9 protein-coding genes are annotated in these 14,689 nt (G+C 72.8%); all 9 read right to left on the bottom strand.

The genetic code is table 11. From position 1 onward, the window contains the following. Window positions 1–116: 116 nt before the first annotated feature. Window positions 117–1,172: an NAD(P)-dependent alcohol dehydrogenase gene (locus JOD66_RS18510; RefSeq protein WP_204838296.1), complete on the bottom strand. Its 1,056-nt coding sequence runs from the start codon at window positions 1,170–1,172 to the stop codon at window positions 117–119. Between the two features lie 13 nt (window positions 1,173–1,185). Continuing rightward, a complete protein-coding gene (locus tag JOD66_RS18505) occupies window positions 1,186–1,641 on the bottom strand; it encodes a MerR family transcriptional regulator (RefSeq protein ID WP_204838295.1) in 456 nt (151 codons plus the stop codon). A 77-nt stretch (window positions 1,642–1,718) separates the two neighbouring features. Continuing rightward, the gene (locus JOD66_RS18500) at window positions 1,719–2,369 is read right to left on the bottom strand and encodes a LutC/YkgG family protein (protein ID WP_204838294.1); all 651 of its coding nucleotides are present in this window, start codon (window positions 2,367–2,369) and stop codon (window positions 1,719–1,721) included. Beyond that, window positions 2,366–3,826 carry a lactate utilization protein B gene (locus JOD66_RS18495; protein WP_204838293.1) on the bottom strand — a complete coding sequence of 487 codons (1,461 nt, stop codon included), beginning with the start codon at window positions 3,824–3,826 and terminating at the stop codon, window positions 2,366–2,368. Before JOD66_RS18495 ends, JOD66_RS18500 begins: the two co-directional genes overlap by 4 nt. After that, window positions 3,823–4,563: a (Fe-S)-binding protein gene (locus JOD66_RS18490; RefSeq protein ID WP_204838292.1), complete on the bottom strand. Its 741-nt coding sequence runs from the start codon at window positions 4,561–4,563 to the stop codon at window positions 3,823–3,825. The genes JOD66_RS18495 and JOD66_RS18490 overlap by 4 nt, the downstream gene beginning before the upstream one ends. Before the next feature lie 111 nt (window positions 4,564–4,674). Beyond that, window positions 4,675–10,425: a family 78 glycoside hydrolase catalytic domain gene (locus JOD66_RS18485; protein WP_204838291.1), complete on the bottom strand. Its 5,751-nt coding sequence runs from the start codon at window positions 10,423–10,425 to the stop codon at window positions 4,675–4,677. Window positions 10,426–10,928: 503 nt separating this feature from the next. After that, window positions 10,929–11,159 carry a helix-turn-helix domain-containing protein gene (locus tag JOD66_RS18480; RefSeq protein WP_204838290.1) on the bottom strand — a complete coding sequence of 77 codons (231 nt, stop codon included), beginning with the start codon at window positions 11,157–11,159 and terminating at the stop codon, window positions 10,929–10,931. 1 nt (window position 11,160) lies between these two features. Beyond that, a complete protein-coding gene (locus JOD66_RS18475) occupies window positions 11,161–12,636 on the bottom strand; it encodes a rhamnulokinase (protein WP_204838289.1) in 1,476 nt (491 codons plus the stop codon). A 10-nt stretch (window positions 12,637–12,646) separates the two neighbouring features. Next, entirely contained in the window at window positions 12,647–14,683 is a 2,037-nt protein-coding gene (locus tag JOD66_RS18470) for a bifunctional aldolase/short-chain dehydrogenase (protein ID WP_204838288.1), read from the bottom strand. Between the last annotated feature and the right edge of the window lie 6 nt (window positions 14,684–14,689).

The following is a 14,689-nucleotide window of genomic DNA, read 5'->3' as shown; positions in this document are numbered from 1 at the left end:
ACCACTTCTGTAGCGGAACCCCGCTACAGAACCACGGGTTCGCCTACATCCCGTGGTGAATACCCACCCGGATCAGGAAGCAGGGTCGACGACCCGACCCCGACGGCCGGGTGCACCTAGCCGATCGTCGCGGCGTCGATCACGAAGCGGTAGCGCACGTCGGAGGCGAGCACCCGCTCGTACGCCTCGTTGACCGCCTCCGCGGAGATCACCTCGATCTCGGAGCCGATCCGATGCTCGGCACAGAAGTCCAGCATCTCCTGGGTCTCCGCGATGCCGCCGATCATCGAGCCGGCGAGCGTGTGGCGGCCGTAGATCAGCGACATCGGCGCGACACTGAACGGGCGCGGCGGGGCGCCGACGTTGACGATCGCGCCGTCGACGGCGAGCAGCCGCAGGTAGGCGTTCGCGTCGAGGCTGACGCTCACCGTGTTGACGATCAGGTCGAACTCGCCGGCGAGCACCTCGAAGGTGGCCGGGTCGGAGGTCGCGTAGTAGCGGGCCGCGCCGAGCCGCTCGGCGTCCTCCTGCTTCTTCAGCGACTGCGACAGCACGGTGACCTCGGCTCCCATCGCGGCGGCGATCTTGACCGCGAGGTGCCCCAACCCGCCGAGGCCGAGGACGGCCACCTTGCGCCCCGGGCCGGCGCCCCAGCGCTTCAGTGGTGAGTACGTCGTGATCCCCGCGCACAGCAGCGGCGCCGCCGCCGCGGGGTCGAGGCTCTCGGGCACCGACAGCACGAAGTGCTCGTCGACGACCACGTGGGTGGAGTAGCCGCCCTGGGTGGTGCTGCCGTCGCGGTCGGTCGCGGCGTAGGTGCCGACGCTGCCGTTGAGACAGAACTGCTCGTCGCCACCCAGGCAGTTCACGCACGCGCGGCACGCGTTGACCAGGCAGCCGACGCCGACCCGCTCGCCGACGCGGTGGCGGGTCACCTCCGCGCCGACCTCGGCGACGATGCCGACGATCTCGTGGCCCGGCACCACCGGGAAGGGCTGCGGACCCCAGTCACCGCGGACGGTGTGGATGTCGGAGTGGCAGATGCCGGCGTACTCGATGGCGATGAGCACGTCGTGGGCACCGACCGCGCGGCGCTCGATCGCGGTCCGCTCGAGCGGGGCCTTGCTGGCCGGCGCGGCCCAGGCGGCCACGCGGGTGCGGTCGTAGGTCATGGTCTTCTCCTCGTCAGGGTTTCTTCTTGAGTGAGTCCGCGAGCGCCAGCGCGTCATCGGACAGGCGGCGCGCGCGGGCGTCGTCGCCGTCGGCCACGGCCTGCCAGTAGTCGATCTTGAGCTGCACGTAGCGACGGCGTACGGCGAGCTGCTCGGCCTCCGCCGCCAGCCGGTCCCGCTGCGCCGCGAGCAGCTCGATCTGCTGTCCCGCCGCCGCCCGGCCCGCCGCTCCGTTCTCGACGTACTGGCGCATGTCGCTGATCGACAGCCCGGTCGCGTTGAGGCAGGCCACCCAGGTCAGCACGTCGAGGTCGCCCTCCGTGTAGACCCGGTGCCCGCTGCTCGCCGAGCGGCCGACGGGTGACACCACCCCGACCGACTCGTAGTAGCGCAGCGTGCTCGCCGGGAGCCCGGTCAGCGCCGCCGCCTCCTTGATCGAGAAGGTCCGGCCTGCGGTTCGCGTGCTCACTTCGTCGAGGCTAGGAACTTCGAGTACTTGAAGTCAAAGGTGGCGTGGGACACCCCGCACCGGAGGCCGGGCGCGGGTCAGGCGGGGTCGACCACGATCACGAGCAGCCGGCGCGGGCCGTGGACGCCCTCGACCCGGTCGAGCTCGATGTCGGAGGTCGCGCTGGGTCCGCTGATCCACGTCTGGGGGCGGTGGGGGTCGAGCAGCGCGAAGGCGTCGGGTACGTCGGGCACCACCTGGCCGGCGTCGACCACGCAGACGTGGTGGTCGGGGACGAGGGTGATCGCGCGGCGGCCCTGGTCGGGCTCGTGGTCGAGCACGATGGTGCCGGTCTCGGCGATGCCGACCCGGCAGCGGGTGACGACGGCGTCGACGGCGTCCAGCTCGGTCGCGGAGAGGCCGGTGTCGGCGATCGGGTCGGGAATGCCGGCGCGGACGTCGTCCGGCAGTCCCGCAGGCACGACCACCCGGGCACCGGCGGGGAGGGCGGCCGCGACCGCGGCGGTCAGGTCGTCGGGCGAGCAGCGCACCACGGTGGCGCGGTAGTCGGCGACCCGCTCGGCGAACAGCGCCACGAGGTCGCCGGGGGCGGCACCAGCACCAGCGCCGGCGGGCGCGACGACGGGGGCGTCCGGGAGGTCGCCCCCGACGTCGAGCAGCGCGGCGCGGACCCGGCCGAGGATCTCGGCGCGGGCGCTGTTGTCGGCACCGTTCTCGGCGCGGTTCACGGGCGCTCCCCTCCGTCGGTGCGTCGCCACCAGTCGCGGAACGACTCGGTCGGCGGGGCGGGCAGGTCGCGGGCGTCGGTCCAGGCCGAGCCGGGGCCGGGGAGCCGGCCGAGCGACGTACGCCCGCGGCGGCGGAGCAGGCGGCCGGCGAGCGAGGACAGCCGCTCGGCCCGGTCGAGGCGCCTCGCGTCGCCGAAGGCCCAGCCGGCACCGCGGAAGGCGACCGCCTCGGGCTTGGGGACGCGGTCCTCGCGGTGTCCGTCGACGACCTGGGAGCGCAGGTGGACCAGCACCTCGGGGATGTCGATGCGGACCGGGCAGGCCTCGAAGCAGGCGCCGCAGAGGGAGGAGGCGTAGGGCAGCGCGTCGGTCTGCGGGTCGCCGGTGCCGCGCAGCAGCGGGTTGAGGATCGCGCCGATCGGCCCCGGGTAGACCGAGCCGTAGGCGTGGCCGCCGGTGCGCTCGTAGACCGGGCAGACGTTGAGGCAGGCCGAGCAGCGGATGCAGCGCAGCGCCTGGCGGCCGACCTCGTCGGCGAGCGCGCGGGTGCGGCCGTTGTCGAGGAGCACGACGTGCACCTCCTGCGGGCCGTCGCCGGGCGTGATGCCGCTCCAGGTCGAGGTGTAGGGGTTCATCCGCTCGCCGGTGGAGGAGCGCGGCAGCAGCCGGAGCAGCGGGTCCAGCTCGGCCCAGGTGGGGACGACCTTCTCGATGCCGACGATGCTGACCAGGACCTCGGGCAGGGTCAGGCACATCCGCCCGTTGCCCTCCGACTCCACGACGACGAGGGTGCCGGTGTCGGCCACGGCGAAGTTGGCGCCGGAGACGGCCATCCGGGCGCGCAGGAACTTCTCGCGCAGGTGCTCGCGGGCCGCGCCCGCCAGCACCGCCGGCTCGTCGGTGAGGTCCGCGGGCGCGGGACGGCCCACCTCACCCATCCGCCGGGCGAAGATCTCGCGGATCTCGGCGCGGTTGCGGTGGATCGCCGGTACCAGGATGTGGCTCGGCAGGTCGCCGCCGAGCTGGACGATCAGCTCGGCGAGGTCGGTCTCCCAGGCGGCGATGCCGGCGGCCTCGAGCGCCTCGTTGAGGCCGATCTCCTGGGTGAGCATCGACTTGACCTTGACCACCTCGTCGACCTCGTGGGCGCGGGCCAGGCCGACGACGATCCGGTTCGCCTCCTCGGCGTCGCGGGCCCAGTGCACGACGGCGCCGTGGGCGGTCAGCGACTCCTCGAGTCGCACCAGCTGGGTGTCGAGCGCGAGCAGCGCCCGCTCCTTGACGGCCGCGCCGGCCAGGCGCAGCTCCTCCCAGTTGTCGACCTCGCCGACCACGGCGGCCCGCTTGCCGCGGATCACGCCGGTGGCGTGGGCCAGGTTGTGGCGCAGCTGGGTGTCGGCGAGCGCCGCGCGGGCGGCGGAGGGGAAGGCGGGCATGCCGACGAAGGTTCCGGTCATGCGGGCTGCTCCTCGGTGGAGGCGAGGATCTCGGCTAGGTGGAGCACCCGGACGCCGGCCCGCCCCCGCCCGAGCACGCCGCCGATGTGCATCAGGCAGGAGTTGTCGCCGGCGACCAGCACCTCGGCGCCGGTCTCCCGGACGTGGCGGGCCTTGTCGGAGCCCATCGCCACGGAGGTGTCGGCGTTCTTGAGGGCGAAGGTGCCGCCGAAGCCGCAGCACTCCTCCGCCTTCGGCAGGTCGACCAGCCGCAGGCCGCGGACCCGCTCGAGCAGCCGGCGCGGCCGGTCGCCGACGCCGAGCATCCGCAGGGAGTGGCAGGTGGGGTGGTAGGTCACCGAGTGGGGGAAGTAGGCGCCGACGTCGGTCACCCCGAGCACGTCGACGAGGAACTCGCTGAGCTCGTAGGTCCGGGGCGACGTCTCGGCGACCGCGGCCGCGAGCCCGGGGTCGCCGGAGCGCTCGGCGACCAGCCGGTGCTGGTGGCGCGCGGACCCGGCGCAGGAGCCGGACGGGGTCACGACGGCGTCGTAGCCCTCGAAGGCGCGGACGAAGGAGCGCACCGCGGGCACCGCCTCGTCGAGGTAGCCGGTGTTGACCATCGGCTGCCCGCAGCAGGTCTGCGCCTGGGGGAAGTCGACGTCGACGCCGAGCCGGCGCAGCAGGCGGACGACGGCCTGGCCCGTGCCGGGGAACATGGCGTCGTTGACGCAGGTGACCATCAGCGCGACCCGCATGCCGCCCACTCTCCCACCTCTTGGCTCTTGAAACGATTCATACCGTACCGCCGAAACGGCCCAACCGCGAGTCACGCGGTTGGGCCGTTCCGCCGTCGTGGCGCTCGGAGATCAGCGCCGCTTGACCTTGGCGGTCCTGGCGCTGGTCACCGTCGCGGTCTGGTGGCCCGGGAGGGACACCGTCACGCGCACGCTGATCCGCTTGCCGCTGAGCTTCGCGGCCAGCCGCAGCGAGCTCGCCGTCGCGCCCTTGACCGCCTTCTTGCCCGCGAACCACTGGTAGCTCACCGTGGCTCCGGCCGGCACCGCCAGGCTCGCCGTCAGCCGCTTGCCCACCCGGGCCTTGCCGGAGACGACCGGGGCGCCGAGGGCCAGCTCGGCCGCGGTCACCGGACCGACGGCGGCGGAGTCGGCGACCCCGCTCCCACCGGCCTTGCTGGCCGTGACCCGCACCGAGAGCCGGGTGCCCAGGTCCGCCACCCCGACGACGTACGTCGAGCCGGTCGCGCCCGGGATCGGCTTCCCGTCCCGCAGCCACTCGCGCGAGAGGTCCAGCCCCTTGGTGTTCCACGAGCCGTCGGTCGCGGTCAGGGTGGCGCCGTACTGCGCGAGCCCCGTCACCTGGGGAGCCACCACCGCGGCGATCTGGTCGACGTCGGCGAGGGTCACCGTGGTGCGGTGCACCGCCTCGGTGTTGCCGGCGAGGTCGGTCGAGGCGTACTCGACGACGTGGTCGCCGTAGCCCTCGACCTGGACCGGGCTGTCGTCCGCGCGCTGCCACGCGCCGCCGTCGATCCGGTAGCGGGTGGTGGCCACGCCGCTCAGCGCGTCCTCCGCGGTGAGCGCGAGCCGCGCCCGGTCGGACCCGTCCACGCCACTGCCCCGCTCCATCGTGAGGACCGTGGTGGGCGGCGTCAGGTCGATGCCGACCTTCAGGGTGCCGACCGGCGACCGGTTGCCCGCCGCGTCGGTGGCCCGGTAGGAGACGGTGTGCTCGCCCTCCGCGGCGATGCCGACCGGACCGGCGTAGGCCTGCCAGCCCGCGTCCTGGCCGACCTCGACGGCCGGCGCCGGGTCGCGACCGTCGGCGGCCGCCACCTCGACGGTGACCGGCGAGGCGTACCAGCCGCCCGTCCCCGGCACACCGCCGGTGACGGTGGCCGAGACGTCCGGCGCCCGCGTGTCGTCGCCCAGCGGCAGCACCCACATGTCGGCGATCGACGGGTCGAAGTAGCCGGAGGCGTCGAGCGGGTACTCGTACTTGATCCGCGCCGTCCCGTCGGCGGGCAGCACCGCCGGGTCGTCGACGAGCAGGTCGTAGACCTTGATCCCGGCGCCCGGCTCGCTGCGGGGCACCAGCTGGGTCTTCACCAGCACACCGTCGACGTAGACGTTGTACTTCTTGGTCCGCGCGCCGTCGTAGGTCTCCAGGTTGCGGATCACGAACGGCTCACCGGCCGGCACGCTCACCTCGACGGAGTACCAGGAGCCGGGGTAGGCCGAGTGCGCGTAGCGCCGGGTGTAGCCCGCCTCGCTGTTGGTGCCGCTGCTCGCCGAGGCCTGCAGCCCGTGCGCCTGCTCCGACGCCGAGGCGCCGAAGTCGACGTGGTCGACGGCCTGCGCCGTGGGCGGGTGGGGCAGGTCGACGGTCACGCTCGTCGCCTTGGACACCGTCGTCCGGCCGGCCTGCCGGACGTCGACCGTGAGGTCGACCTTCCCGCCGACCAGGTCGAGCGGCACCGCCACCGGCACCTTCGCGGTGACCGTCTCCCCGGCGGGGACCACCGTCTCGGCGGAGGGCACCGCCCGCCAGCCGGCGGGCAGGCCGCGCACCGCGGCGGACACCCGGGTGTCGCGGTCGCCGGCGTTGTGCACCGGAACGTCCAGGACGACCCGCTCGACCGGGTCCTCGCCGGTGGGCTCCGCCGTGATGTCGCCGATGCCGAGACCGGAGTCGACCCGGACCCAGTCCGCGGTGGCGTCGTCGACCGTGTAGTCGTGGCCGTCCAGGGTGAAGGAGACCTGCACCGTGGCGTCATGGCCTCCGGCGGCCGCGTTCGCCGGGACCCGCAGGGTCACCGGGAGCTCGGCGCTCGCGCCGGGTGCGAGGTCGGCGAGCGCGACGCTCGCCGGCGTCCAGCCGTCGACCTCGACGGTCGCGGTCAGGTCGGAGACCTCGGCGTCACCGTCGTTGGCGACGACGACGGCCCCGGTCACCTCGCTCCCCGCCGCCACCGGTGCGTCGACCGGCGGCAGGCTGACCGCCAGGCCGTTGGTCGACATCACCAGGCGGGCGAGCGCCTGCTCGACGGCGGCCAGACGACGGTCGACGTCGCCGCGGACGGGTCCGTCCACCTCGCTCCCTCCGAGCCAGGTGCGCAGGTCGCGGATCGCGTCGAGCGCGGTCACCAGGTGCTCGGCGACGGCATCGCCCTCGGCGGTGCGGGCCGCGAGCACCTCGTCCCGGGCCTCGTCGAGGCCCTCTGTCAGGTGCGTCCCGTCGGCGTCGGCCAGGTCACCGGCCGACACCGTGTCGCCGACGTGCTCGCGGGCGGCCGCGATCAGGTCGAGGACCGTCCCCAGGGGCGCGTCGGACGCGGTCACGGTGAAGTCGTAGCTGCCCGACCCGACGGTCACGACGACCTCGCCGTCGGCGCTGCTGACGTCCTGGACGCCCGTCACGTCGGGGAGGAGGTCACCGCCCTCGGTGACGGCCCAGGTGTTGGCCGCGGGCAGCACCACCTCGGCGGTGGTGTTGACAGGTACGTCGACCGCCAGGGTGAGGTCGTCTCCCTGCCGCTTCCAGTCGGTGGCGATGGTGCCGTAGACCGAGTCGTACTCGCCACGGGCGTCGCTCAGCGCGCCGTCCACGGCCGGGGCGACCCGGAACCTGCGATAGCCCGGCTCGAGCGGGCTGATCCCGCCGATATTCTGGTACATCCAGTCGCCGACCGCGCCGTAGGCGTAGTGGTTGAAGGAGTTCATGCCGACGTCGCCGAAGGAGCCGTCCGGGTTGATCGAGTTCCACCGCTCCCACATGGTCGTGGCGCCCATCGCGACCTCGTAGCCCCACGAGGGGTAGTCCTCGTGCAGAAGCAGCTCGTAGGCGAGGTCGTCGCGGTCGATCGAGGTCAGCGCGGGGAGCAGCCACGGCGTCCCGAGGAACCCGGTGGTCAGGTGGTTGTCGCTCGCGGCGAGCTTGGCCACGAACTTCGCGGCCACCGCGTCCCGCAGCTCGTCGGGCACCAGGTCCATGCCCAGCGCCATCGCGTAGCCGGTCTGGCTGTTGCCGGTGACGGTGCCGTCGGCCGCGACGAACTCCGCGCCGAACGCGGCCCGGACGTCGGCCGAGAGCTGCGCGAACCGCGCGGCGTCGGCGTCCTCGCCGATGGCCGCGGCCATCTCCGCGAGCATCCGGGCGTCCTCGGCGTAGTAGGCCGTGCCGAGCACGCCCACCGGGGTCGGGTCGTCGAGGTTGAGCCAGTCGTTCCAGTTGCCGCGCGCGGTGTCGATCAGGTCGGCACCCGCCCCGGCCTCGACCAGGTCGAGGTACTTGGTCATCAGCGCGTAGCTCTGGCGCACGATCGCGGTGTCGCCCTGCGCCTTGAAGACGGCGTACGGCACCGTGATGCCGGCGTCGGACCAGCCGAGCCCGGTGCCGAGGTCGATGCCCGGCGGGACCGGGGCGATGCCCGGCAGGTTGCCGTCGTCGTACGCCGCGTCGCTCAGGTCCGTCATCCACTTGGAGAGGAACGCCCGGGTGTCGCGCAGGTAGCTCGCGGTCGGGGCGAAGACGTTGATGTCACCGGTCCAGCCGAGTCGCTCGTCGCGGGCGGGGGTGTCGGTCGGGATCGAGACGAAGTTGCCGCGCTGGCCCCACGAGATGTTGCTGAGGAGCTGGTTGAGCATCGGGCTGGACGTCTCGAGGTCGCCGGTGGCCGGCAGGTCGGAGCCCCACACCACGCCGGTGACGTCGCTCGCGGCGGGCGGCGTGCTGGCGCCGGTGATCTCGACGTAGCGGAAGCCGTGCTGGGTCAACGCCGGCTCGTAGGTGACCGTGCCGCCGGCGCCGAAGGTGTAGTAGTCCGTCACCTTCGCGGCGCGCAGGTTGGCGGTGTAGAGAGTGCCGTCGGGGTTGAGCATCTCGCCGTAGCGGACCTTGACGGTGGTCCCGGGCTGGCCGGTCAGCACCATCCGCGCGACGCCGACCATGTTCTGGCCGAGGTCGTAGACGAAGGTCCCGGGCGTCGGCTCGGTGCGCTCGACGACGTCGAGCTCCTGGGTCGTGCGCACCGGCTCGTCGGGCTGGGGTACGACGAGCGCCGTCGCCGACTCGCGGGCAACCGCGGGCGTCCAGCCGCTGTCGTCGTAGCCGGGCTGGTCCCAGCCGGGCTGGGCCAGGCGGGCGTCGAAGGTCTCGCCGTCGATGTTGTCCGCCGCGAGGTACGGGCCGGCGTGGGTGGTCCAGCCGTCGCCCGAGTCGACCCACTGGCTGGTGCCGTCGGTGTAGTCGATGCGCAGCCGGGCGAGCAGCGAGAGCCGGTTGCCGTAGACGCCCGGTCCCCACATGCCGACCTTGCCGCCCCACCAGCCGTTGCCCATGGTGGCGCCCAGCCCGTTGTCACCCTCGCGGACCTGGTCGGTGACGTCGTAGGTCTGGTGCTGGAAGCGGGTGTTGTAGTCGGTCCAGCCCGGGGCCAGGTGCTGGTCGCCGACCGGCTCGCCGTTGAGCGTCAGCTCGTAGATGCCACGGGCGGTGGCGTAGATCCGGGCGCGCTCGATGGTCTTGCCGCTCTCGGTGGCGAAGTCGGTGCGCAGCAGCGGCAGGTTGTCGTCGGGCGAGCGCCAGAGGAACTCCTGGTTGCCCTTGACCTCCAGGCCGTCGCTCACCAGGGTGCCGCCCTTGAACGGGTTGCCGTCGGTGAAGTCGGTGTCGAGCAGCACGGTGCCGTTCTTGGCCTGCACGTGCACGGCGTGGACGGTGAACGCCTCGGTGCCCTCGGTCGCGACCGAGGTCCGGAAGCCGACGAAGCCCTGGGCGAAGTTCGTCCGGGTGCGGGAGTCGATCTGCTCGCCGTCGATCGAGGTGGTGATGGTGTTGCCGTCGACGGTCACGCTCATCCGGTGCTCACCGGTGCGCAGTTCGTCGGCGGTGATGATCGAGCTGATGTCGACGTCGCCGAGCGAGGCGTAGCTGCCGTTGATCTTGGTGTGCGGCCGGAACAGGGCCTGGTTGCCGACGGCCTTGACCTGCCACATGTAGCCGTTGTTGGTGTTCGCGCTGCGGATCATCGCCGCGAAGACCAGGTTGTCGAGGGTGAAGTCGAAGTCGGCCGTGTAGTCGGTCCACTTGGCGGCCTCGACGTCGGCGGGCGCGCCGACCCACTCCGCGTCGCCCCAGTCGCTCGCGTCCAGCAGGCCGGTCTCGAACCAGGTCGGGTCGCTCCACCCGCCGGCCTGGCCCGCGCCGTCCCACACCCGCACCCGCCAGCTGTAGCGGGTCTGCGAGGCGAGCGTCGGGCCGCCGTAGGCGATGTCGAGCTGGTCGTCGGAGTCGACCTTGCCGGACGACCAGACCTTCGCTCCCCCGTCGGCCTCCGACACCTCGAGCTCGTAGGCGCTCTGCACCGCGCCGCGGGCCGCGGACGTGGAGCGCCAGCCGAAGACCACGTCGTCGGCGCCGACGCCCAGCGGCGTGGTGCGGCCGTTGGTCTGCAGGCCGGTGACGGCGAGGCCGTCGTCGACGGCGGCCGGCGCTGCCACGGCGGGCGCGGTCCCGGCGAAGGGCGCTCCCGTCAGCATGCCGAGGGTGAGGGTGGCTGCCGCGACCGTGGAGGTCAGGAGCCGGCGGCGTGGGGTCATGGGGGGGTCCTCCTGGTTGAAACGTTGCAATCCGCAACCTAGAAGGGATGTGACCGTCGCCACAAGGCCGTTGTCCGGATCCGGACGGCCGACTTTGCTGGCCGGGTCGGCTCAGCCTGGACCCAGGCTTGGACATCGCGCGGACAGGTGACGTCTGCTGCCTGTCATGACACGCACGCTGACGGGGTGGGTGTCGTTCGATGGGCGAGCGAGCAGGTCTTCGCTCCGCGGTCTTGCCTCGGTCGCGATGTAACACGTTGTTCGCGGGGGTGGTGGGTGTGCGACCGCTGTAACACGTTGTCGGCTGCTCCTCATGACGCGCGTCGCCTGTAGCGGACCCGTACGGCCCCCATTGCGCGACGTCCCGGGTCCGGAAGGGCAGCGGACACCGTGTTACAGCGCGCCCCATCCGAGCCGCCGAGCGGCCCCTCCCCCGCACACCGTCGCCGTACGACGTCTCGAGACGCTCGCGTCGATCTCATCCGTTCGCGCGATCTCCCCGTTCAGATCAGGCCCAGCCGGACGGCGTGCACGACCGCCTCGATCGACGAGTCGACGCCGAGGTCGTCCGCGATGGTGCGGATCCGACGGCGCACCGTCCGGTCGGACATGCCGAGCCGGCGGCCGATGGCGTCGATGGTCAGCCCGTGCGCGAGCAGGCTCAGGATCTCGAGGTCGAGGTCGGTGGGCGCCCACTCCTCGTCCTCGCCGCCCGCTCGCCGCACGGCGACCATGTCACCCGACTCGTCGCTCGGCCGCGTCCCAGTCGAGCCCGTCGCGCGGCTCGAAGCGCCTGACGTCGTACGAGCGGCGGATCAGGTCGCGCATCGCCGGCAGGTCCGGCAGGTCGGCGCCCAGGGCCCGGCCCTGGACCAGTACGTTGCCGAGCGCGGCCGCCTCGACCGGTCCGGCGAGGACCGGCAGGCCGCAGGCGTCGGCGGTGAGCTGGCAGAGCACCTCGTTCTGGGAGCCGCCGCCGACCACGTGCACCACGGTGGGCGAGCTGCCGGCCAGTGCGGCGGCCGCGCGGACGTGGCGGCGGTACGCGACGGCGAGGCTGTCGACGATGGTGCGGGTGATCGCGACCGGCGAGTGCGGGACGACCTCGCCGGCCTCGGCCGCCAAGGTCGCGATCCGCTCCGGCATCGGGTCGGCGGCGGTGCTCGGGAAGAGCAGGCGCGGGTCGTTGATGTCGACCACCGTGCGCAGCGGCTCGAACTCGGCGGCGGCCGCGATCAGCGAGCGCAGCTCGACGTCCTGGTAGCGCCGCTCGGCCCACGAGCGCAGCGACTCCGAGAGGACCCACAGGCCCATCACGTTCTTCAGGAAGCGCACCGTGCCGTCGACGCCGATCTCGTTGGTGAAGTCGGCCCGGCGCGCCTCCTCGGTCAGCACCGGCTCGGTCAGCTCCAGGCCGACGAGCGACCAGGTGCCCGAGGAGATGTAGGCGAAGTCCCCACTCTCGGCGGGTACGCCGACCACCGCCGAGGCGGTGTCGTGGGAGCCCACCGCCACCACCGGCACCTCGGCCGGCACGCCGAGCTCGGCGGCGACCTCGGGCAGCAGCGGCCCGAGCAGCGAGCCGGGATCGCGCAGCGGCGGGAGGATCCCCCACGGCAGCCCGAGCTCGCGGCACAGGTCGACCGCCCAGGCGCCCGTGCGGACGTCGTAGAGCTGGGTGGTGGAGGCGTTGGTGCGCTCGGCGCCGACGGCGCCGGTGAGCCAGTAGCCGAGCAGGTCGGGCAGCAGCAGCAGGCTCTCGGCCGACTCCAGCGCGGCGCTGCCGCGGGCGGCCACCAGCTGGTAGAGCGTGTTGAACGGGAGCTGCTGGATGCCGGTGGTGCCGTAGAGCCGGGCCGCTCCGACCTCGGCGACGACCTTGTCGGCGACCCCGTCGACCCGGGCGTCGCGATGGCTGAAGACCTGGCCGAGCAGCTGGCCGTCACGGTCGAGCAGGCCGTGGTCGATCGCCCACGAGTCGATGCCGATCCCGTGCAGCGGCCCGGTCCGGGCCACCTCGCCGATCCCCTTGAGCACCTCGCGGTGGATGCCGAGCACGTCCCAGAACAGCGAGCCGCGGACCCGCACCGCTCCATTGGGGAAGCGGTGCAGCTCGTTGATCTCGACCCGCTCGTCGCCGATCCGGCCGGACATCACCCGCCCGGACGTGGCGCCGAGGTCGACCGCGGCGACCCGGACCGGGCCGCTCATCCGCGCGACCTCATCGCAGGAAGGCGGCCGCGACCCCGGCGTCGACCGGGATGTGCAGGCCGGTGGTGTGGGTGAGCTCGGGACCGCAGAGCACGAACACCGCGTTGGCGATGTGGTCGGGCAGCACCTCGCGCTTGAGGATCGTGCGCTGGGCGTAGAACTTGCCCAGGTCCTTCTCCTCGACGCCGTAGACCGCGGCCCGGTTGGCGCCCCAGCCGCTGGCGAAGATGCCGGAGCCCTGGACCACGCCGTCGGGGTTGACGCCGTTGACCTTGATCCCGTGCTCGCCGAGCTCGGCGGCCAGCAGCCGGACCTGGTGCGCCTGGTCCGCCTTCGCGGCGCCGTACGCGACATTGTTGGGGCCGGCGAAGATCGAGTTCTTGCTGGAGATGTAGACGATGTCGCCACCCAGCTGCTGCTCGATCATCACCTTCGCGGTCGCCTTCGCGACCAGGAAGGAGCCCTTCGCCATCACGTCGTGCTGGAGGTCCCAGTCGCGCTCGGTGGTCTCGAGCAGGGAGCGGGAGAGCGAGAGGCCGGCGTTGTTGACGACCAGGTCGATCCCGCCGAAGGCCAGCGCCGCGGCGTCGACGGCCGCCTGGACGGCCGCCTCGTCGCTGACGTCGACCTGGACGCCGACGGCGACGTCGGCGCCGCCCAGCTGGGCGGCGGCCTCCTGGGCCTTCTCCAGGCTGAGGTCCGCGATCACGACGCACGCGCCCTCGGCGGCGAGCTTCGCCGCGGTCGCCTTGCCGATCCCGGAGGCGGCGCCGGTGACGAACGCGACCCGGGTGGCGAGCGGCTTCGGCTTCGGCATCCGCTGGAGCTTGGCCTCCTCGAGCGCCCAGTACTCGATCCGGAACTTCTCCGCCTCGTCGATCGGCGCGTACGTCGAGAGCCCCTCGGCCCCGCGCATCACGTTGATCGCGTTGACGTAGAACTCCCCCGCCACGCGGGCGGTCTGCTTGTCCTTGCCGAAGCTGAACATCCCGACGCCGGGGATCAGCACGATGAGCGGGTCCTTGCCGCGGATCGCCGGCGAGTCCGCCACGGCGTTGCGGTCGTAGTAGCCCTGGTAGTCCTCGCGGTACGCCGCGGCCAGCTCGTGCAGCCGGGCGATGCTGTCCTCGACGCTCGCGGTCGGGGGCAGGTCGAGCACCAGCGGCTTCACCTTGGTGCGCAGGAAGTGGTCGGGGCAGGACGTGCCGAGCGCGGCCAGGCGCGGGTGCTCGCTGCTCGCGAGGAAGTCGAGGACCACCTCGGAGTCGGTGAAGTGGCCCACCATCGGACGGTCGGCGCTCGCGATGCCGCGGATCGTCGGGGCCAGCGCGGCGGCCCGGGCGCGCCGCTCGGCGTCCGGCAGGGCGGCGTACCCGTCGAGGGCGGGACCGAACGGCTCGGCCTTGGCGTGCTCGGCGATGTAGGCGGCGGCGGTGTCGATGATCCACAGCGAGTTGGCCTCGGCCTCCTCGCTGGTGTCGCCCCACGCGGTGATGCCGTGGCCGCCGAGGATGCAGCCGATGGCCTGCGGGTTCTTCTCCTTGATCTCGGCGATGTCGAGGCCGAGCTGGAAGCCCGGCCGGCGCCACGGCACCCAGACCACCTTGTCACCGAAGACGGTCGTGGTCAGCTCGGGGCCGTCGGCGGCGGTCGCGATCGCGATGCCGGAGTCGGGGTGGAGGTGGTCGACGTGCGCGGCGTCGACGAGGCCGTGCATGGCGGTGTCGATCGACGGCGCCGCACCACCCTTGCCGTGCAGGCAGTAGTCGAACGCGGCGACCATCTCGTCCTCGCGCTCCACGCCCGGGTAGACGTCGACCAGGCTGCGCATCCGGTCCAGGCGGAGCACCGCCAGGCCGGACTCGGTCAGCGTGCCGAGGTCGCCGCCGGATCCCTTGACCCAGAGCAGCTCCACCGGCTCGCCGGTCACCGGGTCGGTCTCAGTGCCCTTGGCCGAGGTGTTGCCACCCGCGTAGTTGGTGTTCTTGGGATCGGCGCCGAGGCGGTTGGAGCGCGCGATCAGGTCAGCTGCTGCGGGGTTGGTCATCGTCTC

Source organism: Nocardioides nitrophenolicus, from assembly GCF_016907515.1.
Taxonomy (GTDB): Bacteria; Actinomycetota; Actinomycetes; order Propionibacteriales; family Nocardioidaceae; genus Nocardioides; species Nocardioides nitrophenolicus.
This window is presented reverse-complemented; position numbering and strand designations above follow the sequence as displayed.